This is a genomic window from Pseudomonas sp. FH4 (assembly GCF_000510915.2).
In the GTDB taxonomy this organism is placed as follows: domain Bacteria; phylum Pseudomonadota; class Gammaproteobacteria; order Pseudomonadales; family Pseudomonadaceae; genus Aquipseudomonas; species Aquipseudomonas brenneri.
This window is the reverse complement of record NZ_AOHN01000002.1, coordinates 31,953-53,273: the sequence shown is the minus strand read 5'-3', so window position 1 is coordinate 53,273 and position 21,321 is coordinate 31,953. Positions and strand designations below refer to the sequence as shown.

Here is a 21,321-nt window from a genome sequence, read left to right as displayed (position 1 = left end):
CTATGAGCAGCCTGCTGATCCGCAACGCCCGCCTGGTGAATGAAGGCCAGGAATTGGACGCCGACGTGCTGGTCACCAACGGTCGTATCAAAAAAATCGCCAGCAGCATCGAAGGGCAAAACGCCGCTGTCGAGATCGACGCCCAGGGTCAGTGGTTGCTGCCAGGCATGATTGACGACCAGGTGCATTTTCGTGAGCCTGGCGCGCCGGACAAAGGCAGTATCTACAGCGAGTCCCGTGCAGCTGTCGCCGGCGGGATCACCAGTTTCATGGACATGCCCAACACCCAGCCGGCGACCTTGACCCTCGAAGCACTGGCCGACAAAAAACGCCGCGCCGCCCTGCACTCGGTGGCCAACTATGGCTTTCACTTTGGGGTCAGCAACGACAACCTCGATACCGTGGCCGCCCTTGATCCGCGCAAGGTTGCCGGAGTCAAAGTGTTTATGGGGGCCTCCACCGGCAATATGCTGGTGGATGATCCGCAGATTCTGGAGCGGCTATTTGCCGAGGTGCCGACAATATTGCTCGCGCACTGCGAGCATACGCCGAGCATCCAGGCCAACGAGCAACGTTTGCGCAACCGCTTCGGCGAAGCCATTCCTGCCGTCGCGCACCCGCTGATCCGTGATGCCGAAGCCTGCTACCAATCCTCGTCCCTGGCGGTGGACCTGGCCCGTCGCCACGGTACGCGTTTGCATGTGCTGCACCTGACCAGCGCCCGGGAACTGGCACTGTTCGAAGACAAGCCGCTGGCAGAAAAACTCATCACTGCTGAAGTCTGTGTGCATCACTTGCTGTTCGATGATCGTGACTACGCGCGCCTGGGCCATCAGATCAAATGCAACCCGGCGATCAAGACCCGTGCCGACCGCAATGCCCTGCGCCTGGCCTTGCTCAGCAACCGGTTGGATGTGATCGGCACCGACCATGCGCCTCACACCTGGGAGCAAAAACAGCGGCCGTACCGCGAGGCACCCGCGGGGTTGCCCCTGGTGCAACATGCACTGCCGGCATTATTGGAGTTGGTGGCTGACGGCCTGCTGCCGCTGACCACGTTGGTGGCCAAGACCAGCCATCGCGTCGCCGACCTCTTCGCCATACCCGACCGGGGTTACCTGCGTGAAGGCTATTGGGCCGATCTGGTACTGATCAAGCCCGAGCCCCACGGCAAACCGGTAAGCAGCCAGCCGATCCTGGCGCGTTGTGGGTGGACGCCGTTTGCCGAGCGTAGCTTTCGCCACAGTGTCAGCACCACGTTGGTATCGGGGCACCTGGCCTGGCATGACGGTCAGGTGATCGACAGTTGCCAGGGGCTGCCCCTGCACTTTTTACGCTGACCCAAATGTGTAGGAGACGGTTTGCCGGCGCCTACAGGGGGATGCTTCAGGCGCGAGGTTTTACCGTACCGCAGTCGCTGCCCAACCACTGGGCTTGAGTGTCGAGGCTGCCGTTCTGCTGGATACCGGTGGCGTTGAAAGTGCCGTTGACCGAGGTGGTGAACGCCTTCTGGCTCTGGAACGTCGCCACGCCACTGCCCTGGGCTTTCGGGCAACTGAAGCGGAACTTCCACTGGTTGCCGGTCTTGTCTGTCACCTCTTGCTTGCAACCCGATTGCGGGTCGGTCAGCGGGATCGAATCGGAGGCTACTTGCGCGGGGGTCAGGCACACCTGCACGCCCTTGCCGGCCATGGTAATGCCTTGTTTTTCCAGCACAGCGCGCTGTTCCGGGGTCATCTGTTGCTTCAGTTGACCGAGGATCAACGACAAGTCAGGCAGGTTCTGGTTATCGACCTTCATATTGCTGGTGGTCAATTCCCACAAGCCCGGCGCCAACATCTGCGCCTGCGCTGCCACCGGCAGCGTCAAACCAACAACCATGGCCAAACCAAGCAGACGAGCATTCATCGGGTAACTCCTGGGTAATTGTCGGTGTTAGACGTCGTAAAGTGGTCGGCGTTGCATGCTCAATAAAATAGCGACAATCGCCGCCGAACATGGTCTGTTACGCATTGGATTGTCAGGAGTAATGTTGTCCATGGATTTCTTCGGCCCGCACCTGCTTGGCTACTTCATCGCAACCCTGCATTTTCTCGGCTCCCTCGCCGCCCTGCACGCGGTGCTGACCGTACGCACCGCCCAAGGCTCGATCGCCTGGGCGCTGTCGCTGATGTTCATGCCTTACCTGACACTGATTCCCTACCTGATCTTTGGCCGCAGTAGCTTCGATGCCTATATCCAGGCCCGGCGCCAGGCCAACCAGGAGATGCACAAGGCAATCACCGAACTGAACTGGCGCCCCTGGGTCGAAGAGGCCCTGGCCGCGCGCAACTCCCACGCCTACGCCTCCCTGCGCGCCATGCCCAAGCTGGGACGCATGCCGTGCCTGGCCAATAATCAGGTGCGTTTGCTGGTCAATGGCGACGCGACCTTCAGCGCCATCTTCGAGGCCATCCGCGCGGCCAGGACGGCTGTGCTGGTGCAGTTCTTCATCATTCATGACGATGAACTCGGGCGCCAACTGCACGCCCTGCTCAAGGCCAAGGCCGCCGAGGGCGTGGCCATCTACGTGCTGTATGACCGCATCGGCAGCCACTCCCTGCCCCACCGCTATGTGCAATCGCTGCGCGACGCCGGGGTACAGATCAAGGCGTTTGCCACCCGCAGCGGCTGGCTCAATCGTTTTCAGGTGAATTTCCGCAACCACCGCAAGATTGTCGTGGTGGATGGTCTTAGCGGATTTGTCGGCGGGCATAACGTCGGCGACGAATACATGGGTAAAAAACCGCCGCTCGCGCCCTGGCGCGACACCCACGTGCAAGTCAGCGGCCCGGTGGTGGCGTGCCTGCAGGAGTCGTTTGCCGAAGACTGGTTCTGGGCTGCACGCGAACTGCCGCCACTGATCCTGCCCGACACCTATGCCGATGACGGCGTGCTCTGCCAACTGCTGGCAAGCGGCCCGGCGGACCCGTATGAAACCTGCTCGCTGTTTTTCGTCGAAGCCATTCACGCGGCCACCGAGCGGGTGTGGCTCACCAGCCCGTATTTCATCCCCGATGAAGCGGTATTCGCCGCACTGCGCCTGGCGGTATTGCGTGGTGTGGATGTGCGCTTGCTGTTGCCATCACGCCCCGACCATCGGATTGTCTATGCGGCGTCCAGCCTGTACGCGATTGAAGCAGTACGCGCCGGGGTCCGGGTATTCCGCTACAAACCCGGTTTCTTGCATCAGAAAGTGGTGCTGGTAGACCGCGAAATCAGCGCTATCGGCAGTGCGAATCTGGACAACCGTTCATTCCGCCTCAATTTCGAAGTGATGTTGCTGACGGTCGACAAAGCCTTCGCCAGCGAAGTGGAACACATGCTGCTGGACGACTTTGCCCAGGCCCATGAAATCAGCCAGGAAGAAAGCCTGCAGACCCGCCGCCTGCAACAATTGGGCATGCGGGTGGCGCGGCTGATTTCCCCGATCCTATAGACCAACGCAGAACCAATGTGGGAGCGGGCTTGCTCGCGAAAGCGGAGTGCCAGTCACAATAATTACCGACTGTTACACCGCTATCGCGAGCAAGCCCGCTCCCACATTTAGTATTGCAGCGTACCCAAAGACCTCAGCGGTAAAGGTCTTCCCGCGTCCACGGCAACTCATGGCTGCCATCGGCATGGGGTTTGACTGCCAGGATCTGGTGCAGGTTGATCCAGCCCCTGGCAAACGCGTAGGCGCAACCCGCCAGATACAAGCGCCAGATGCGCAGTGCCTGCTCCGGCACCATCTTCGCAGCGGCTTCCAGGTTGTCTTCCAGGCGCTCGCTCCAGTGGTCCAGGGTGCGTGCGTAATGCAGGCGCAGGCTTTCCACGTCGACCACTTCCAGACCCACTTCACTGATTTGGGCGCTGATCATCACCAGGTGCGGCAACTCGCCATTGGGGAACACGTAGCGCTCGATAAACTCGCCGGCGCCACGCCCCACCGGGCGGCCGTCGGTATGTTTGGCAGTGATGCCATGGTTGAGCACCAGGCCACCTTCGCGCACGGCGCCGAACAGGGTCTGGCAGTACTGCGCCAGGTTCGCGTGCCCAACGTGTTCAAACATGCCGACGCTGACCACTTTGTCGAACCGCCCGTCCTGGGGCAGGTCGCGATAGTCGAGCAACGCCAACTCCACCTGGTCTTCCAGACCCTCGGCGAGCACCCGCTCCCTGGCCAGTGCCAGTTGTTCCTTGCTCAGGGTGATGCCGAACACCTTGACCCCAAACTCCCGCGCCGCATAACGCGCCAGCCCGCCCCAGCCGCAACCGACATCCAGCAGATATTCCCCAGGCTGCAAGCGCAACTTGCGGCACAGGTGGCGGAATTTGTCTTGCTGGGCCTGGTCCAGGGATTCGCTGCCGGTCTCGAAGTAACCGCAGGAATAGGCCATGTCGCGGTCCAGCCAGAGCTGGTAGAACTCGTTCGACAGGTCGTAATGGTAGGAAATCGCGGCGGCGTCCGTAGCCTTGTCGTGGATCGAACGCACCGGTCCGGCGTGCTCATCTTCCTCGACCAGTGCGTGGCTCAATTCGTCACACACCCGGATCACATCGCTGATGGAGCCTTCCAGCTCCAGTTTGCCTTCAACGAAGGCAGCGCCCAGGGAATCGAGCGTGGGATGGCTCAGTTGCGTCACCATCACCGGGTCCTTGACCACAATCGTGACGCTGGGCTCCGGGCCCAGGTTGAATTCATGGCCATCCCAGAGTCGCAGACGCAGCGGTAGCTGAAGATTCTGTAAGGCCGGTGGAAGTTGCGCGAGCATGAGTAGTCCCCCCTTGTTTCAGACGTCTGAAATGAGGGTAGACCATCCATAAAAAAGTAGCAGGCTATCGATTCAATAGCCCCATTCTATGGTGCCCGACGTTGCAGCAAACCGTCCTGAACCCACTGTTTCAACCACGTGACAGCTTGCAGCGGCGCGCCCTCTTGATAAGTGACTGCCAATTCGGCGCACAGTTCTGAAAACGTCCAACCCCGCTCGGCCATCCCGGCCAGGGCGTACGCCTCGTCGGGCTCCAGGCTGCGGTAGCGGCACACCTGTTGGTCACGCCAGATCAGGCACACCTCGGCCAGCGGCAATGGCTGGCTACCGGGAAACTCAGCCTGCGCCTTGACCGCGCGCCAGATCTGCAGGCTGTTGAAGCGGCACACCACCTGCTGCACTGCTGGGGCCCACTCGACCTGCAGCAACGGCCAGGCCTCGGGGGCCAGTTGCGCCATATCCTGCAGGGTCAGGGGTTGGCCCGCTGGCGCATCAAACGCCAGGGTAAAGGCCCATTCCAGGCGGGCCAGTTCTGCCAGGGGGGCGCTTTGTTCGGCGACCAGATGCTCGCCAATAAAGCCTTCAAACCGCTGCCCCAACCAGCGCAAGCTGAAGTGCGTCGAGGGGTAACGATGCACATAGGCCGCCACCAGCCCAGCAAACTCGTCATCCCCCAGCCAATGCCACAGCCCTGGAAAATCCCCTTGCATCACTTCCAGCAGGCGAGCCCGGTAGGCGTTGTGGTAGATCGCCAGCCCAGTGTCGACATCCAGGGTCGGGCCACCGATCAACGTGCTGCCAAAGCCACTGTTGTCACTGTCTGCCAAGAGATGTCGTTCGAACGCCAGTTGCCACTCGATCAGGCGCATAACGACCTCCTGGCCAAGGCGCCAGCCCCCAACTCACGGGCCTTGCCCAGTTCGTCGAGCAGCTCGGCGAATGGCGGGAAATGGTCATCGCGCTCCAGCAATGTCGCCACCGGCCCCAGGTGTTCCAGGGTCTGTTGATACAGCTGCCACACCGGGTCACACACGGGATGGTCATGGGTATCGACCACGTAGTCACCGTAATCCATATGCCCGGCCAGGTGCAGTTGGCGGATGCGCTGCGGCGGCAGGTTACGGATAAAGGTCCAGGCGTCGAAACCGTGATTGCGCGAGCTGACATATACGTTGTTGACGTCCAACAGCAGCTCGCAACCGCTGAGGTGGGTCAAGGCGCTGAGGAATTCCCACTCGGTGAATTCATCGTCCTTGGATCGCACATAGCTGGAGACATTTTCCAGCACCAATGGCCGCTGCAACACGTCTTGTACCTGCCGTACACGGTCGGCGACGTGGCGCAGGCTTTCCCCGGTGTAGGGCAGCGGCAGCAAATCATGCAGTTGATGGGCGTTGCCACGGCTCCAGCACAGGTGATCGGACACCCAGGCCGGCTTGACCCGGTCAGCCAATTGCTTGAGCTGCTTGAGGTAGTCCATATCGAGGGCATGGGGCCCGCCGATGGACAGGGACACGCCATGCATCACCAGCGGATAGCGCTCGGCGATGGCGTCCAGGTAGTACAGGGCTTTACCGCCCTGGACCAGATAATTCTCGGAGACGATTTCAAACCAGTCCACATCGGGCGACTGCTCGATAATCTCTTGATAGTAAGCGCTGCGTAAACCCAGGCCGTAGCCCAGGCAAGGAACCGATACCGACATGACGAACTCCTGGAAAGTGTCCACAGCGGCGTGCACACCGCTGCGGGATCACGTATTCGCGGTTATTCGCCGACTTTGCCACCAGCCGCATCGCAGGCTGCCTTGGTCATAGACTTGAAACCATGGCCCTTGCAGACAGCCTGGCCCTTGCAGGCGTTCTCAGCGGTCTTGCAATCGTTCATGCCTTTGCAGGAGGTCACGCCGTAGCAATGCACATTCGCTTCATCGGCGGCCTGGACCTGGGTCGCGACACCGGCAAACATCGTGGCGGCAGCAATGGCCAGGGCAGCACCGGAAACGGCATTCTTGAAGTTCATTGTTGTATTCCTCATGGGTCTGTAGGGGGTCGGCTGAACGGTTTGTTCCGTCCCGACACAGCACTAGAGTGAGGTGCCGGATGGACGTTACAACGCTGTGAAAATTTTCGTGGTTTCCTGAATCCTTGTAGGAGCCATCACTAGTGCCCGCCGCGATTTGTCGTCACACTCGCAGCAGTTTTTTCGCGGGATCACGGACAAGGAAGCGTCACTCTCATGATTTCGATCTATCAGCTCAAACCGCGTTTTCAAAACCTGCTGCGCCCTCTGGTACAGCGCCTGTATGACAACGGCACCACCGCCAACCAGATCACGGTGCTGGCCGGGATCGTGTCGTTGCTGGTGGGCCTGCTGATCGCCGGTTTCGCCCAGTACACCTGGCTGTTCGCGTTGATCCCGCTGTGGATGATCCTGCGCATGGCCCTCAATGCCATCGACGGCATGCTCGCCCGGGAGTTCGGCCAGCAGTCGCGCCTGGGCGCCTACCTCAATGAACTGTGCGACGTGATCGCCGACAGCGCGCTGATCCTGCCATTTGCCTTGATTCCCGGGGTCAGCCTGGCACCGGTGTTGCTGGTGACACTGCTGGCGGTGTTCAGCGAATACGCTGGCGTGCTCGGGCCCATGGTCGGCGCATCGCGGCGCTATGACGGGCCCATGGGCAAGAGTGACCGTGCGTTTGTCCTCGGCGTACTCGCCACCGGCGTGGCCTTGGGCTGGCTCGGCGCCGGCTGGGTCGACGGGGTGATGTGGCTGATGGCTGCGTTGCTCGCCTACACCCTGGTCAACCGTGTGCGCCAGGGCCTCAAAGAACCACAAGACATCTCCCCGACGGCATAAGGATCTTGCGATGCGCGAACAGCAGCAACACACCTTCAGCACCCATGACGGCGTAGAACTTTTCTATCGGCACTGGCCCGCGACCACAGAGGCAGGCAGCGAGCCGCGCCAGGCGATCCTGCTGTTCCATCGTGGCCACGAGCATTCCGGGCGCATTGCGCACCTGGTGGATGAGCTGGACCTGCCGCACTTCGATTTCTTCGCCTGGGACGCCCGCGGCCACGGCCAATCACCCGGCGAGCGTGGCGATAGCCCAAGCTTTGCCACCAGCGCGCGGGACGTGCAGACCTTCTGTGACCATATCGGCACAACCTATGGCATTGAGCCCGCCAACCTCGCCGTCATCGCCCAAAGCGTCGGCGCGGTGATCGCCGCCACCTGGGTCCACGACTACGCGCCGAACATCCGCGCCCTGGTGCTTGCCTCCCCGGCGTTCAAGGTCAAGCTCTACGTGCCCTTCGCCCGGCCAGGCCTGGCGCTGATGCGGCGCTTTCGCGGCAACTTTTTCGTCAACAGCTACGTCAAGGCCAAGTTTCTCAGCCATGACCCGGAGCGCGTGGCGTCCTATGACAGCGACCCGCTGATCACCAAGGCAATCTCGGTGAACGTGCTGCTGGGCCTGTACGAAGCGGCCGACCGCGTGGTCGCCGACGCCCAGGCCATCCAGGTGCCGACCCAACTGCTGATCTCCGGCTCGGACTTTGTGGTCCATCGCAAACCCCAGCAGCAATTCTTCGAACGCCTTGGCAGCCTGAAAAAAGAACTGCACATCCTCCCCGGCTTTTTCCACGACACCCTCGGCGAACGTGACCGCGCCGTGGCACTGGCCAGCGCCAGGCGTTTTATCCTGCAAAACTTCGCACACCCGCTGGACCGCGCCAGCCTGCTGGATGCCGACAAGATCGGCGCGACCTGCGCCGAATCCGAATCCCTCGCCGCGCCGCTGCCACGCAACTCACTGCGCGACCTGTACTGGCGCATGACCCGCGCCAGCATGGGCCTGGGTCGCCAGTTGTCCGAGGGCGTGAAACTGGGCTTTGACACCGGTTTCGATTCCGGCAGCACCCTGGACTATGTCTACCGCAACAAGCCCACCGGCAAAGGTGCGCTGGGGCGGATGATCGACACCAACTACCTGAACTCCATCGGCTGGCGTGGGATTCGCCAGCGCAAACTGCATGTCGAAGAGTTGCTGCGCCTGGCCATGGCCAAACTGCGGGACGACGCTCGTGAAGTGCGCATCGTCGACATCGCCGCCGGGCATGGTCGGTACATTCTGGAAGCCTTGCAGGGCGTTTCTCCACTGCCGGAATCGATCCTGTTGCGCGACTACAGCGATATCAACGTACGCGACGGCGGCGCGCTGATCCGCGAGAAAGGCCTGGGGGATATTGCACAGTTCGTCAAAGGCGATGCGTTTGACCGGGCCGACCTGGCGGCGCTGGCGCCCAAGCCAACGTTGGCCGTGGTGTCCGGGCTGTATGAACTGTTTGCCGATAACGCCATGGTCGGCGGCTCCCTGGCCGGCCTGGCCGAAGCCGTGGAGCCCGGCGGGTACCTGGTGTACACCGGCCAACCATGGCACCCGCAGCTGGAACTGATCGCCCGCGCCCTCACCAGCCATCGCCAGGGCCAGGCCTGGGTGATGCGGCGTCGCAGCCAGGCGGAAATGGATCAATTGGTGGAGGCGGCGGGCTTTCGCAAGATCACCCAGCGCGTGGATGAGTGGGGCATCTTCAGCGTCTCGCTGGCGCAGAAGATCTGAGCATGCGCGAACCGGGACTGTTCAAACCAGCGTTACTGTGGCTGCTGCTGTTGGCACCGCTGTTTTTCAGCACCTACGGCTTCGCCACCTGGGTCACCAGCCAGCGCAGCGACGTCGGCACCCTGGTGTTCGCCTGGGAAACCCATATGCCGTTCTGGGCCTGGACCATCGTGCCTTACTGGTCGATCGACCTGCTCTACGGCTTCTCCCTGCTGCTGCCCAACAGCCGCCATGAACTCAAGCAACATGCCCTGCGCCTGCTCAGTGCCCAGGTGATTGCAGTGAGTTGCTTCCTGCTGTGGCCATTGCGCTTCACCTTCGAGCGACCGGAAATGGACGGCGTGTTCGGTTGGCTGTTCGCGGTGCTGGCGGGGTTCGACAAACCGTTCAACCAGGCGCCTTCGCTGCATATCGCCTTGCTGGTAATCCTGTGGGTCATGTACCAGCGCCATACCCAGGGCCTGTGGCGCTGGCTGGTGCATGGCTGGTTCGCCCTGATCGGCATTTCGGTGCTGACCACTTACCAGCATCACTTTATCGACTTACCCACAGGCGCCCTGGCCGGCTGGCTGTGTGTGTGGCTATGGCCGGTGGATCATCCAAGCCCGCTGTTGCATGCACGGCTGACCCAGGACCCGAAACACTGGCGCCTGGGCTTGCGTTACGCCGTGGGCGCCCTGTTGCTGGCGATAGCGGCCTTTACGTTGGGGGGCGCAGGGTTGTGGCTGCTCTGGCCGGCCGTGGCGGTGTTATTGGTGGCGCTCAACTATTGGCTGCTGGGCGCCGCAGGTTTTCAGAAACGCGCGGATGGGCGCCTCAGCCCGGCAGCACGCTGGCTGTATGCGCCTTATCTCGCGGCGGCGTGGCTCAACTCACGGCTCTGGACGCGCAAACATCCACAGCCCGACCAGGTTGTGGATAACGTCTGGCTAGGGCGGATTCCGACAGCAGCACAGTTAAATTCATTCAATGCCGTGGTCGACCTGTGTGCCGAACTGCCGGTTTATCCACAAGGCCGCGCTTACCATGCCCTGCCCATCCTCGACCTGACCGTACCTACACCTGCACAGTGCCTGGAAGCGGCCCAAGCCATTGAGCGCTTGCGCGAACACGGGCCGTTGCTGGTGTGCTGCGCCCTCGGTTATTCGCGCAGTGCCTGCGCCGTGGCTGCATGGCTGCTGCACAGCGGGCGTGCCAACACGGTGGATGAGGCACTGGCTATTATTCGTACAGCACGACCGGATGTGGTCCTGCATGCCAATCACCGCCAAGCCTTGGGAGAACTGCCGCATGCCCGCTGATATGCAACTCCAGGTGGTCGCCAGCCTGCTGCGCCGCGGCCGCTCGCTGGATCAGTTATCCACAGGCCTGACCTTGCTCGGGGTGCTGTTTGGCCTGGCGCAACTGTTGATGGTCAGTATCGCGCCGATCTGCCTGCTGCTCAGCCTGTGGATGATTATCCTTGGGCTGCTGCAAAAGTATTGGGCACTGCGGGTGGCGTTCGATGCCGATCTGTTTGCGCTGCTGGCCAAGGACATAGAGCGCACCGGCGAACTGGACCAGAGCCTGCAAAGCCTGGGCCTGCAACCGGCCAACCGCGCCAGCCGACCCTGGGCCGAGCGCCAGCGCGGCGCCCTCAAATTGCTGCGCAAACAGGCTTACCTGCTGGGCGCGCAAGTCTTACTGACATTGGCCGTCATCCTGGCCAGCCCGTGGCTGCCCTTCTCCGGATAAGGAATCCTCATGTTCGAACCCGTGGTCGCGACCCTGATTACCTCCATGGCCCGCACAGTGACCGGCGCTCGCAGCCTGTGGCTGGGTTGTGCGCCAGAACCGGTGCAGCGCATCTATTTTGCCAACCACAGCAGCCACGGCGACTTTGTGCTGCTCTGGGCATCCTTGCCGCCAAACCTGCGCAAAGCCACACGCCCGGTGGCCGGCACGGACTACTGGAACAAAAGCGCGCTGCGCCGTTACATCATCAACCGCGTCTTCAACGGCGTGCTGATCGACCGCGAACGCAAAGACCCTGTGGATAACCCTTTGCAGCCAATGCTCGAAGCCCTGGAACAGGGCGACTCGCTGATCATCTTCCCCGAGGGTACGCGTAACCTGGAGGATGGCCTGTTGCCGTTCAAAAGTGGCCTGTATCACCTGGCAAAGAGTTACCCACAGGCGCAACTGATCCCGGTGTGGATCGCCAACCTCAACCGCGTGATGCCCAAGGGTCGCGTGCTGCCACTGCCATTGCTATGCACCACCAGCTTCGGCGCCCCCCTGCAATTGGCAGACGGTGAAGACAAGGCCCTATTCCTCGCCCGCAGCCGCGACGCCCTGCTCGCCCTCGCCCCGGAGCATTCCTGACATGGATAGCCAAACCCTGATGTTGTTCGGCGGTATCGGCATGATCCTGGTGCTCGCCTCGCTGATCGGCCTGATCCTCAAGCTACGCACCCGTGGCACGCCTAACGCGGTGATCGACAACCTCAACGCCCGCATCAACGCCTGGTGGGTGATGGTGGTGGTGATCGGCATCGCCTTCTGGCTCGGCACCGGCACGGTGATCCTGCTGTTCTACGCCGTGTCGTTCTACGCCCTGCGCGAATTCCTCACCCTCACCCCCACCCGCCGCAGCGACTACCCGGCGCTGGTCGCCGCGTTCTACCTGGCGCTGCCGCTGCAATACCTGCTGATCTACTTTGACTGGTACGGCCTGTTCTCGATCTTTATCCCGGTCTACGTATTCCTGCTGCTGCCCATCCTGGCCTCGCTGGGCGGCGACAGCACGCACTTCCTGGAGCGGGCGTCGAAAGTGCAGTGGGGCCTGATGATCGCGGTGTTCTGCGTATCCTTCGTCCCCGCCCTGCTGACCCTCGACATCGTCGGCTACGAGGGCCGCAACCTCTTGCTGATCGCCTACCTGGTGATCGTAGTGCAGCTCTCGGACGTGTTGCAGTACGTGTGCGGCAAACTGTTCGGCAAACGCAAGATCGCCCCCAACCTGTCACCGTCGAAAACCGTCGAAGGCTTTGTCGGCGGGATCCTGCTGTCATCCCTGATCGGCGCGGCGCTGTGGTGGATCACACCGTTCAACCCCTGGCAGTCCTTCCTGATAGCACTGTTGATCAACCTGCTGGGCTTTGCCGGCGGGATTGTGATGTCGGCGATCAAGCGCGATCGGGGCGTGAAGGACTGGGGGCATATGATCGAAGGGCACGGCGGGATGCTCGATCGGCTGGATTCGGTGTGTTTTGCGGCGCCGATTTTCTTTCATCTGGTGCGGTATTGGTGGACCTGAGTCACACCTATCCGAAGGCTCGCGACGCTCAAATGTGAGAGCGGGCTTGCGCGCGAAAACGTGATGTCAGGCGCCACCTGTTTGGCCGAGTCTCCAGGCTATTCGGCATTACTCGCGTTATGTCTTAACATAGCCGGTTGCCGAAAGAACCGTCATGGCCATAACCATGGAGGGCTTCCGCCCTTTTCGACTACAAATAAGTGTGCTGAAGATGAACAAGCCTTTCATTTCGCTGTGCCCCGAAATTACTCGGGCGCATGCACTGACGCTGATGGACTGGTTGGAGGATGAGCGCGTCACCTGCTATCTGAGCGATTCGCGTCATGTCTCCCGCTCCATCGAGCACGCCATCGATCGGACTCAATTGCCGATCCTGACCCATCTATTCAACCGGGGCGGGCGATTCTTCATGGCCTATGACCGGCATGACGCGCCGGTGGGTTTTGTCCGTCTCATCAAGACCGGCTCAGATTGCGAGATCGTCCTGGTCATCGGAGACAGCGACAAATGGGGCAAGAACCTTGGCGCCCGTACGATCCGCGAAGGCATGAAACTGGCCTTCCTCGACATGCGGGCCAAGAAGCTCATCGCCAAGATCCACCCGGACAACGCGCGCTCGCTGAAAGCCTTTCTGCGCAGCGGCTTTGTGCTTGAGAGCGAAACACCGACATTGAAGTCGTTTTCCATGACGGTGGGGCGCTATCTCCAGTTCTTGCGCGAAGGTGGCGTTGGCGACTCCACTAGGATCTACATCACTGAAATCGACAAGGCCAGGCTCGAAAGTCTAATCGTGCTCGAACAAGGCCCGGCCGTTGTTGAACTCGAACACGAGCTTGAGCGAGCCATTGTCGTCAAGCCGCAGCAGGTGGCCCGCAATGTCGTCACGATGAACTCCAGGGCCTTGCTGCAGCTGGACGACGAAGAGATCGAAGTGGCCCTGGTCTACCCCGAAGACGCGGACAGCAACGCAGGGAAGCATTCCGTGTATTCCGACATCGGCGCCGCCATTTTGGGTTATCAGGAGGGAGACGCCATCGACTGGCGGGTTTCTGACCGGACCCGCCGGATTGAGATCAGGAAAGTGCTTTACCAGCCGGAGGCTGCGGGCGACTTCCACCTATAGAGATAGGGCCCAGGCTACTTCGTGCAGCCATTGAGGACGGTGGCGCGTCTGTAGCAGGCGCTGATCAGAACGGTCAGCTACCTGCGTCAGATTTAATACACCAGCGGCAGTTTTAATTCTCTAAAACCACCTGGTTACCAACAACATAGTTTGACACAGCCCCTCTCGTAAATCGGGGCCTGTAGGATGATCCGGGGGCCACACAACAGCAACATAGACTGACACAGACGGGTCGCACTTCAAATACGGGGCTCGATTGGTAACAACATAGTTTGACACAACAGCGAGAGCAATCATTTATGCCGAAACACCATGTGAGCGCGACCGGTCAATCACCTGTGCGGAAATAGTCTTTTTTCAACACAGGCTCAGTGCGATGTCTAAATCCGTGCGCAACCTTCGACCGGTCCCCATCAGCACATACACTGTGTTTTTTGTTCGAAATAAGCAGTCATTGGTGAAGGAAACACCCAGCGTTGATCGGACCCAATCACCAGGCGGGAAGCGGCCTTTACTGTCTTGGATAACGGTCAAAGCGTAAACGAGAGCAGGAATTAGCTGTCTATCCGTAATGGCTTTTCGCTGACGTGTTGTAATGTCGAGATCCAATATTGCCCAATCAGCAACAAGACAATAGGCACGGGAAGGAAAATGCAGACTGGCGAAAGCCACTGCATCTGAGGGGGCGAGTTGGCATCCGTCTATTTTCTCGCCTGCAGAAAGCACTGAAACATAATCTGCCAAATTCATTTGTACCTCCTGCCGATCCAAAAAACCGATTCGAACGAGAAGCATCATTCAGCTTAGCTCCCAGCGGATCACCAGGTTCCGATGCCGACGGATAGCAGCAGGGTGATCTCATGGCTGTTCCGTCTTCTCCCTTCATCTCACTGAACGGGATGATTTCTATCGAGTTGTCACCGGATAAAGTGGTTTGCGCCAGTACACAGCTATACCATTGCCGTGCGTGAACCCTACCTAGCGGTAGGTGCCGATGCGGGTGAAACCTAGTGCTTCATGGATGCCCGTGCATGCCGTATTCGGCTATGCGACGCCGGTATTGGTGCATGAAATCCATGTTACTCAAGGAGCGGTAGAGTCCGTTTGGCTGCGACTGAATCAAAATGACATGCCCTCAGACACTTGAATCAGCATTTCTTCGACTAGATGTGTGCCAAAGGTTGTAGTGACCATCGCCAATGGGCTTTCTCCTAAAAAACGGGCTTTGGGTTTGGAAAGCCAATGTTTGGCCTTCCCTTTGTCACCGAAGACCACCTCGGCCATAGCGGTAATATGTGCAAAACGGAACAGGCGATCGCTCTCATGCGACGTTAAAAGCTGATTGGCTGACAGTTTTGTTTTGAGCGTTTTGGGTTGAATGATTCTGTCGCGTTCTTCGTCGCTGAGGGTTCCATCATCACAAAGCATTTTGATCAGGCTGGCCGAGAAGCCAGCTACTATCATGTCGTGAATGTCCAGATCCGAAGCATTGACAGAAATATGAAGAAGCGTCTCCAGACGCATGCGGTAAGCATGACTGGCATCCTGACGCAGGACGCCAGCAAACATGGGCCGCACTGATGTTGCGTTGCGGACGGGCGTCAGGACTAATGTGCCATTCAATACCGTTAGCTCCAAGTCGTCCCCAACACCTAACCTCATTTGGTCAAGCAACTCTTGAGGCAGATCAATGATGATGTCGCCAGTTCCGTCCTCAGTTTTCTGGGATTTTACTATCCAACGCTCAGTTTCACTCATGATCGTCCGGCCCTCATCCGCCATCAGAGAATGACACACATCATCATGGTTGGGCCCAGAGCTGACCAAAGGAACGCGCAATCCGCTGGTAGACAGGCACTGCCGCTGCTCGAACGCCGGATAGCGAGTGAAACAGCAAAAAATGGGGCAATGGATATACCTGCCTTTCCACCTTCACATGGCTAAGAGCCTGAGCGTGATCAGTTAACTACACGAAAGGATATGACATGCACCCTAATGAGCTTTATGTTTCCGTCGACGTCGAGACTTCTGGGCCTATACCAGGCGATTACAGTCTGCTTTCCATTGGAGCTTGTCTTGTAGCCCAACCTGAAACGTCCATATATCTTGAACTACGGCCTGACAGTCCGAAACACGACCCCGAAGCGCTGGCAGTATCGGGGCTGAGTCTGGAGAAGCTGGAGCGCGAGGGTCTCGCTCCGCAACAGGCGATGCTGACATTTGATCAGTGGCTGAGATCGTCCTGCCAAACGGGGCAAAAGGTCATTTTCGTAGGACTCAATGCACCGTTTGACTGGTCATTCGTCAATTACTACTTCCACAAATACCTGGAAACCAACCCCTTTGGTTTTACCGCTATCGACATGAAGGCCTACTTTATGGGCGCTGTAGGTTGCAGCTGGAAGGAAACAAAATCATCCAAAATGACCGCTGCGCTGAAGCCACTCAGCGAACCGAACCATAACGCATTGGATGATGCCCGCTTTCAGGCAGAGCTCTTCGCCCTAATGCTAGCGGGTAACTATAAACGCTGACCTGCCTTCCACCGCACTGACTTGAAGTTCATCTGACCCAGGTTGCCTCAACATATCTGCCGTCCCTGAACGACCACGCCTTGATACCTTCTGGTTTTTCGGACTTGCCGACAATAATGGCTATTGGGTGCGGCAGATCCTGCGTGTAACGTGCAGCAAATTTGGAGAAACTACCGATGTCTGCCGGAGAGATCACCGGAACGGATTGGGGATGCGTATGCCAATAGCCCACCAGGCGTAACCCTTGTTCGTTGGCAGCCTGGATCTCCTGACGGCACCGCGCCGCATCCAACTCTAGCCAAGACCAGCCTGACCGATCGGCGCGATGAGGCAACGTGGCCAAGGCCAGCAGCAAACCTTTCGGATCAACAGGGTTGACGAATAACTGTCCACCTCGCTCCACGCCAAAAAGGCCCTGCCGATGACTATCCAAGATGTCCGCGACCGCCTGGGACACCAATAGCTCGGAGTCCACCTCCGGCCATCGCCAGCGCCATGCGATATCCGTCATACCATTTCGTCCTTATCTTCCGGCCATCCGCGTTCGAGTAGGATTTGCTGCGTCCCCTCTGGCAGTTTGGGCCCATGGTATTGGCCTCCTAGGCTCAGCACATCTTCAGGCCTATAAATGCTGCTGACCCAAGATGCAGTGGCGATCTTGCCGGTCAATGCGCGTAAGGCCGTGTGCGACACCATAGAGGCGATATTGGTCATTCCCAGCGAGCCGCCTGGGATAAAGCTCTCGCCACACGCGGGCAGTGGAACAACACCGCCTCCCGGCCACTCTGTAAATCTATGCAAAAAATCGCCGACGTCCGTGAACAACTGACGGCCATCAAAGGTGCCGCCTGGTGCGAATAGAGCATGGCCGACCTGGGTATACGGTTCGCTCCAGGCTTGTAAAAGCCCCCAAGGAGCGCCGCTGGATTTGGTTCGCCATACAGTGACCTCCGACTGCCAGTCTGCTGTCGTGATCACCACCAGATCTGCGTTATCGAACACTTCTGGTTTGCTACTCATCACTACTTCGGCAAAAGTCGAATAAGCGGTGCATTCTGTCGTCGGAAGATCTAACAGAATCTTGTCCCTCAACGCTGAGGCTTTCAGCCTCCCTAGGCTATCCGCTCCCAGAACGTGCCTCCCCAGATTGGCTGACACCAAAGTGTCAGGATCGATGAGGGTAAGGTGGCCGACACCGGATCGTGCCAATTGTATTGCCACCGTACTGCCTAATGAGCCAACGCCAACACAAACGACTCGAGCATTTTCAAGGTGCTGTGCAGTGCCGCTTATATCGCGGGACAGGATAGACGCTCGATCAAGCACATCCAGGGCAGTTGCTCGGACGAGCGCCGGAGGATGAGCATTTGCGATAGCTGGCCGCCGGCGAGCTGTACGCAAGCCAAACTTTGCCCCCCGCTCCTGCTGTACACCGAGCGAACGCACATTGAGACAATATGTTGGAGCATCTGCGCCTCCTGGAAGCTCCAGAACAATCCATCGACTCGCCAACGTTCCATGCAGCTCAAACCATGCCAGCAATTGCTCGGCATCGTCTGGTTGAAGGTGTGGCTTTAGCCACAGCAATAAATCTTCTGGATCCGGGGTGCGGATATCCGGATAAGTCTGAAGCTTGACGTAAAAACCGGGAGTTTCGGCCGCACGAATGACAGCAGAGCGCCCGACGACCCGTCGGTAATGCCCTTTGAGTGCAGCTACATTCGATGCTAACCAAACCGTTTCCTGACCGGATGGCACAGCTCGGCGCGGATCGCTGAGCGCAAACAACTGCGAGGCAGCCTGAGGTCGATCCAACAGTAAGAGGTTCTGGAATGACTGCCCGTGCTGAAACGACCAGTAGGTAGTGATCTCATTCTGAAATTCGATATCGCGTGTTGCCTGGTTTGATCCCATCTTGGACAACGAAACGATCTGGGCCAAGCGAGCAAGGCTGTCCTCTACCACGACCTCCGGGGAGCCCATGATGGGGCGTTCCTGAAAGCCATGAAGGCAAAGCCCCGACTTAGTGGCATGCGGCCAAACCAGCCATGGAGAGGGTTCGACGTTCAGCCGCAAGAGCCCGCGGGGAAAGTTGGAGGGGAAACCTATACGCAGTCGCCGCTCCTGCCCCGTGTAATCGGTGGGCAAGGGGAAGTGAAAGCACGCCGCTTCGTCAGCCCGCATGGGTGCGGGCTGGAGCAATGCATCGGCAGCATCCTGACCTAGGGTGTTACGCAGTGCGGCGATTCCGCGCTGCAATGGTGTCTTAATAGGATCAGCCAAGGCGTCCAACTGGCTTTACGCTCGACTGAGAGGTTCCGCCACCGCTGGCCCCTCCGAAGAGCGAACCCATCGAAGCAGAGTTTCGAGTAGTGCCATCCGGTCGACCGGGCATCGTCCAATTCGCAGGGATTTCATTGTTCACTGCCGTGATGAACGCCGGCGCAATACCGAAGTTCTTTTTCACTGCCTCGGCAAAGGAGTCATTGGATTCAAAACTTTCCAAACCTAATGACACAGATGCACTGGCGTCCGCATGCCACTTGGCGAATGCCTGACGGTAGCCTTGCCCCTCGCCCGGTCGATTCCACTTCTCTGCAAAGTTTTCGCCGTTATCGGCAGGGTTGCAGACATAGCAGTCGCTACCTCTATGCGCGATGTGCTGCGGCATTCTGCGAACGATTTCCAAAATTGCATCGAGCGGTGCCAGAGGCTTCGACTGCGACTCCTTTACGACATCCAGGTATGCGTGCGTGGCTAGAGTGGTGATGACCGCAGATATTGGGCGAGTATCAGCGCTCCTTGTCTTGATGGCCCATTCATCGCGATGCCGCTTGAGCAGCTTAATGGTCGCACGCAGGGGATCTTGATCGATGTAATCCTGATAATGCGGCAAAGGATCTTGGGTCGCGGCATCAAGCATCCGCTGGCTTTTGGCAACCACTAAGCTTTCCAGAGAGATTTCCTGGGCGGAAGCGACCTGCAACCAATTCGAGTAAGGAATAGGGCTGCTCGCTTTCCATCCTGTGACTCGATCCGGAACCTCAAGCTTACCCTCGCCGTTTGCTTCGCCATTTCCGTTGATCGCCCGGGCAGGTGTGACATCGATGTGGAAACCTGGATTTTCGTCTGCATAAACGATTCGAATACCACGACGTAGTTGCTTAACTTCTTCCTGAACGCGGGAGCCTTCCCTAAAACGCTGCTCAATCGCCTCTAGAACTTCCTTCGCACCAGCGCCTTGAGCGTGAGGGAGCCAGATAATCGCGTCCGCATCAATGGTGTCCAGATCCGCAGGCGCCCCGGGAATTGGCTTAATGGTCGTTTTCAGCCGCATTGAGCCCTGAACGAAAATATGAGCCTCAGCGAGCAACGGATTGTCGGAAGCCGAGAGGATTTTTTCCAGTTGGGAGTAGCGGTCATTGATTTTTTCGTACTGCGCTTCCGACAGCGAGATCTCCCTCGCGGCGCGAAGCAGAAAATATTCCCAACTGCTGCGCTTGGTCTGTTCGTTGCTCAAAAGCATTACATAGCCTCCTGGGCCACGGGACCCAATTGCAGTGTTTGCGTAAACCGATCTTGGTTTTCTTTGTCCCGATCGAAGATCAGGTATGTATGTTGATGCTGTGTTGTGAGCAACGCGCCAAACTCGATGGCCAATGCCGCAGGAATGGCGGCGAAGACGTGGATGGGGTCAGGAGTCAGAGCCTCAAGCTGGCTCAGTCGTATTTGAAGTGCGTCGCGAAAAGCATGAATCACCCGACGGTTCTGTACCATCGCGTAGCTTGGTTCTGGGATCGACAGCTCTGCAATACGTGCACCGGGTAGAGCGTCGGTCACGTCGCGTACTGGAACTTGCGCAGAAATGGAGAGCACCAACGCCAGTGGGCCATCGCCGTTGGGTGGAGGCGTAAACAGAAAACTAGGCGGCTCAGCAGACTGATCGGGCCAGCGCAAAAGATGCTCGCGATGAAAAGAGAAGATCAAGCGTTTGGAACGGTCGCCGATACTCTGGCCCAACATCATCAAGGCCGGAATGTCGGCCAAGCCGACTACTGCTAGCGCGGGCGAATCGCCATAAGTGCCGCCGCGACGTTTGAGTTGCTGCTCCAGCTCATACTGGACGCTGTCTTTGACGTTCTGCCAATAGGTAGTGTCCCTGCCACGTGGTCCGGGCGCAGCGAAGGCGATTTTGATGCCTTGATCGAAGGCGGTTAATCCCTCGGCGGACATCGCAGCCAACAGATCGCGAACGGGGATATCGTTGATCGTCTGAAAGTGCTGACTCTGGACGATGAGAGGAATGGCTCTGCCACCATCGGGGGTCGTTGCGGCGAGTCGGATGCGTTCAAGGTACGCTTGGTGCAAACCGCTCAGATCATTTTCAGGGTAGCCATCTGCGTCACGATCAATTTTGTCATGACAGCCTGGGCACAGGAGCATCAGGTTAGCAGTATCGTTAGTGTGCGCCTCAGCATCATGATCCGCGCGTCCCCGAGGCCCCTTGGGACTGGCGGGTAAGATATGCGCCACTTCGCCCCATTTCATTGGCTTGCCGGCACGATAGTCGAACGTTAGATCCGTACCGCACAGTTCACAATGACCAGCGGTCTGTGTCCATACGATCCGCTTCGTCTCATCATTCGTGTTAAAGCGCCCGCTCGCGGGCTTAGCGTCTTCTTTTTCTGCCATTTCGACCGACCCCCGAAAAACATCCATGATTGAAAACGATGATGGCAAGATAAGATCATATTAGGGTCATTCGTCCCGATTTCAAGAGAGATCTGAGGGTGACGAATGCTGAGTCGCCTTTTAGCAGGATGCTTTTTTGGCTCATCGAAAGGCGGTGGTGGCGGCGTTCGTTTTCTGGCAAGTGCTGGTGGGTAATGGCACTGACCACAGCGCATGTAAGACTGATGAAAACGAGCTGTGCAGCTCAAACG

Annotated in this window: 21 protein-coding genes; 10 read left to right on the top strand and 11 right to left on the bottom strand. The window is 58.8% G+C overall.

The genetic code is table 11. The features are described 5' to 3' along the window. The first annotated feature begins 2 nt into the window (after nt 1–2). Nucleotides 3–1,340 carry a dihydroorotase gene (locus H097_RS01050; protein ID WP_032856658.1) on the top strand — a complete coding sequence of 446 codons (1,338 nt, stop codon included), beginning with the start codon at nt 3–5 and terminating at the stop codon, nt 1,338–1,340. Nucleotides 1,341–1,386: 46 nt separating this feature from the next. Here the strand turns inward: H097_RS01050 and H097_RS01045 are convergent, their stop codons facing one another. Further along, nucleotides 1,387–1,908: a DUF3617 domain-containing protein gene (locus H097_RS01045; protein ID WP_032856656.1), complete on the bottom strand. Its 522-nt coding sequence runs from the start codon at nt 1,906–1,908 to the stop codon at nt 1,387–1,389. Between the two features lie 130 nt (nt 1,909–2,038). Here H097_RS01045 and cls point away from each other — a divergent pair, with 130 nt between their 5' ends. After that, nucleotides 2,039–3,478 (top strand): cardiolipin synthase, encoded by a 1,440-nt coding sequence (gene cls, locus H097_RS01040; protein ID WP_032856655.1) that lies wholly within the window; start codon nt 2,039–2,041, stop codon nt 3,476–3,478. A gap of 133 nt (nt 3,479–3,611) precedes the next feature. Here cls and cfaB read toward each other — a convergent pair whose 3' ends face one another. From cfaB to H097_RS01020, 4 genes are all read right to left on the bottom strand, one after another. Next, nucleotides 3,612–4,796, bottom strand: coding sequence for a C17 cyclopropane fatty acid synthase CfaB (gene cfaB, locus H097_RS01035; RefSeq protein WP_032856654.1), 1,185 nt, complete (start codon nt 4,794–4,796; stop codon nt 3,612–3,614). Between the two features lie 86 nt (nt 4,797–4,882). Then, nucleotides 4,883–5,665, bottom strand: coding sequence for a DNA-binding domain-containing protein (locus H097_RS01030; protein ID WP_032856653.1), 783 nt, complete (start codon nt 5,663–5,665; stop codon nt 4,883–4,885). Then, nucleotides 5,656–6,501 (bottom strand): DUF692 domain-containing protein, encoded by an 846-nt coding sequence (locus tag H097_RS01025; RefSeq protein ID WP_032856652.1) that lies wholly within the window; start codon nt 6,499–6,501, stop codon nt 5,656–5,658. The genes H097_RS01030 and H097_RS01025 overlap by 10 nt, the downstream gene beginning before the upstream one ends. A gap of 62 nt (nt 6,502–6,563) precedes the next feature. After that, nucleotides 6,564–6,818: a membrane protein gene (locus H097_RS01020; protein ID WP_032856651.1), complete on the bottom strand. Its 255-nt coding sequence runs from the start codon at nt 6,816–6,818 to the stop codon at nt 6,564–6,566. Nucleotides 6,819–7,034: 216 nt separating this feature from the next. On the opposite strand from H097_RS01020, the gene H097_RS01015 reads away from it, so the two are divergent. The 7 genes from H097_RS01015 (at nt 7,035) to H097_RS00985 (ending at nt 13,844) form a co-directional block, all read left to right on the top strand. Continuing rightward, nucleotides 7,035–7,658, top strand: a complete 624-nt coding sequence (locus tag H097_RS01015; protein ID WP_032856650.1) for a CDP-alcohol phosphatidyltransferase family protein — start codon at nt 7,035–7,037, stop codon at nt 7,656–7,658. 10 nt (nt 7,659–7,668) lie between these two features. After that, nucleotides 7,669–9,423, top strand: coding sequence for a bifunctional alpha/beta hydrolase/class I SAM-dependent methyltransferase (locus H097_RS01010; RefSeq protein ID WP_032856649.1), 1,755 nt, complete (start codon nt 7,669–7,671; stop codon nt 9,421–9,423). Between the two features lie 2 nt (nt 9,424–9,425). Then, nucleotides 9,426–10,724 (top strand): phosphatase PAP2/dual specificity phosphatase family protein, encoded by a 1,299-nt coding sequence (locus H097_RS01005; RefSeq protein ID WP_032856648.1) that lies wholly within the window; start codon nt 9,426–9,428, stop codon nt 10,722–10,724. Beyond that, a complete protein-coding gene (locus tag H097_RS01000; protein WP_032856647.1) occupies nt 10,714–11,157 on the top strand; it encodes a hypothetical protein in 444 nt (147 codons plus the stop codon). The genes H097_RS01005 and H097_RS01000 overlap by 11 nt, the downstream gene beginning before the upstream one ends. Nucleotides 11,158–11,166: 9 nt before the next feature. Further along, complete coding sequence (locus H097_RS00995; protein WP_032856646.1) at nt 11,167–11,787, top strand: lysophospholipid acyltransferase family protein; 621 nt, start codon at nt 11,167–11,169, stop codon at nt 11,785–11,787. A 1-nt stretch (nt 11,788) separates the two neighbouring features. Then, nucleotides 11,789–12,721 (top strand): phosphatidate cytidylyltransferase, encoded by a 933-nt coding sequence (locus H097_RS00990; protein ID WP_032856645.1) that lies wholly within the window; start codon nt 11,789–11,791, stop codon nt 12,719–12,721. 154 nt (nt 12,722–12,875) lie between these two features. Continuing rightward, nucleotides 12,876–13,844 carry a bifunctional GNAT family N-acetyltransferase/nucleoside diphosphate kinase regulator gene (locus H097_RS00985; protein ID WP_191982815.1) on the top strand — a complete coding sequence of 323 codons (969 nt, stop codon included), beginning with the start codon at nt 12,876–12,878 and terminating at the stop codon, nt 13,842–13,844. Nucleotides 13,845–14,201: 357 nt separating this feature from the next. Here H097_RS00985 and H097_RS28090 read toward each other — a convergent pair whose 3' ends face one another. Together H097_RS28090 and H097_RS00980 are read right to left on the bottom strand one after the other, a co-directional pair. Beyond that, nucleotides 14,202–14,594: a hypothetical protein gene (locus H097_RS28090; protein WP_143513845.1), complete on the bottom strand. Its 393-nt coding sequence runs from the start codon at nt 14,592–14,594 to the stop codon at nt 14,202–14,204. Between the two features lie 369 nt (nt 14,595–14,963). Continuing rightward, nucleotides 14,964–15,602, bottom strand: a complete 639-nt coding sequence (locus H097_RS00980; protein WP_224793261.1) for an antitoxin Xre/MbcA/ParS toxin-binding domain-containing protein — start codon at nt 15,600–15,602, stop codon at nt 14,964–14,966. Nucleotides 15,603–15,829: 227 nt separating this feature from the next. Between H097_RS00980 and H097_RS00975 the strand changes: the two genes are divergently transcribed. Next, nucleotides 15,830–16,378: a 3'-5' exonuclease gene (locus H097_RS00975; protein ID WP_032856644.1), complete on the top strand. Its 549-nt coding sequence runs from the start codon at nt 15,830–15,832 to the stop codon at nt 16,376–16,378. A 28-nt stretch (nt 16,379–16,406) separates the two neighbouring features. Here H097_RS00975 and H097_RS00970 read toward each other — a convergent pair whose 3' ends face one another. Genes H097_RS00970 through H097_RS00955 form a run of 4 tightly spaced genes read right to left on the bottom strand, consistent with a single transcriptional unit; the run spans nt 16,407 to nt 21,070 of the window. Continuing rightward, nucleotides 16,407–16,889: a Mov34/MPN/PAD-1 family protein gene (locus H097_RS00970; protein ID WP_019334922.1), complete on the bottom strand. Its 483-nt coding sequence runs from the start codon at nt 16,887–16,889 to the stop codon at nt 16,407–16,409. Beyond that, nucleotides 16,886–18,670: a ThiF family adenylyltransferase gene (locus tag H097_RS00965; protein WP_032856643.1), complete on the bottom strand. Its 1,785-nt coding sequence runs from the start codon at nt 18,668–18,670 to the stop codon at nt 16,886–16,888. Before H097_RS00965 ends, H097_RS00970 begins: the two co-directional genes overlap by 4 nt. Next, nucleotides 18,654–19,904: a nucleotidyltransferase gene (locus H097_RS00960; RefSeq protein WP_019334920.1), complete on the bottom strand. Its 1,251-nt coding sequence runs from the start codon at nt 19,902–19,904 to the stop codon at nt 18,654–18,656. Before H097_RS00960 ends, H097_RS00965 begins: the two co-directional genes overlap by 17 nt. Next, nucleotides 19,904–21,070 carry an SAVED domain-containing protein gene (locus H097_RS00955; RefSeq protein ID WP_032856642.1) on the bottom strand — a complete coding sequence of 389 codons (1,167 nt, stop codon included), beginning with the start codon at nt 21,068–21,070 and terminating at the stop codon, nt 19,904–19,906. The genes H097_RS00960 and H097_RS00955 overlap by 1 nt, the downstream gene beginning before the upstream one ends. Between the last annotated feature and the right edge of the window lie 251 nt (nt 21,071–21,321).

Coding starts and splice junctions, on each gene's coding strand:
- H097_RS01050 (WP_032856658.1), top strand. CDS start 3: ATGAGCAGCCTGCTGATCCGCAACGCCCGCCTGGTGAATGAAGGCCAG.
- H097_RS01045 (WP_032856656.1), bottom strand. CDS start 1,908: ATGAATGCTCGTCTGCTTGGTTTGGCCATGGTTGTTGGTTTGACGCTG.
- cls (WP_032856655.1), top strand. CDS start 2,039: ATGGATTTCTTCGGCCCGCACCTGCTTGGCTACTTCATCGCAACCCTG.
- cfaB (WP_032856654.1), bottom strand. CDS start 4,796: ATGCTCGCGCAACTTCCACCGGCCTTACAGAATCTTCAGCTACCGCTG.
- H097_RS01030 (WP_032856653.1), bottom strand. CDS start 5,665: ATGCGCCTGATCGAGTGGCAACTGGCGTTCGAACGACATCTCTTGGCA.
- H097_RS01025 (WP_032856652.1), bottom strand. CDS start 6,501: ATGTCGGTATCGGTTCCTTGCCTGGGCTACGGCCTGGGTTTACGCAGC.
- H097_RS01020 (WP_032856651.1), bottom strand. CDS start 6,818: ATGAACTTCAAGAATGCCGTTTCCGGTGCTGCCCTGGCCATTGCTGCC.
- H097_RS01015 (WP_032856650.1), top strand. CDS start 7,035: ATGATTTCGATCTATCAGCTCAAACCGCGTTTTCAAAACCTGCTGCGC.
- H097_RS01010 (WP_032856649.1), top strand. CDS start 7,669: ATGCGCGAACAGCAGCAACACACCTTCAGCACCCATGACGGCGTAGAA.
- H097_RS01005 (WP_032856648.1), top strand. CDS start 9,426: ATGCGCGAACCGGGACTGTTCAAACCAGCGTTACTGTGGCTGCTGCTG.
- H097_RS01000 (WP_032856647.1), top strand. CDS start 10,714: ATGCCCGCTGATATGCAACTCCAGGTGGTCGCCAGCCTGCTGCGCCGC.
- H097_RS00995 (WP_032856646.1), top strand. CDS start 11,167: ATGTTCGAACCCGTGGTCGCGACCCTGATTACCTCCATGGCCCGCACA.
- H097_RS00990 (WP_032856645.1), top strand. CDS start 11,789: ATGGATAGCCAAACCCTGATGTTGTTCGGCGGTATCGGCATGATCCTG.
- H097_RS00985 (WP_191982815.1), top strand. CDS start 12,876: ATGGCCATAACCATGGAGGGCTTCCGCCCTTTTCGACTACAAATAAGT.
- H097_RS28090 (WP_143513845.1), bottom strand. CDS start 14,594: ATGAATTTGGCAGATTATGTTTCAGTGCTTTCTGCAGGCGAGAAAATA.
- H097_RS00980 (WP_224793261.1), bottom strand. CDS start 15,602: ATGAGTGAAACTGAGCGTTGGATAGTAAAATCCCAGAAAACTGAGGAC.
- H097_RS00975 (WP_032856644.1), top strand. CDS start 15,830: ATGCACCCTAATGAGCTTTATGTTTCCGTCGACGTCGAGACTTCTGGG.
- H097_RS00970 (WP_019334922.1), bottom strand. CDS start 16,889: ATGACGGATATCGCATGGCGCTGGCGATGGCCGGAGGTGGACTCCGAG.
- H097_RS00960 (WP_019334920.1), bottom strand. CDS start 19,904: ATGCTTTTGAGCAACGAACAGACCAAGCGCAGCAGTTGGGAATATTTT.
- H097_RS00955 (WP_032856642.1), bottom strand. CDS start 21,070: ATGGCAGAAAAAGAAGACGCTAAGCCCGCGAGCGGGCGCTTTAACACG.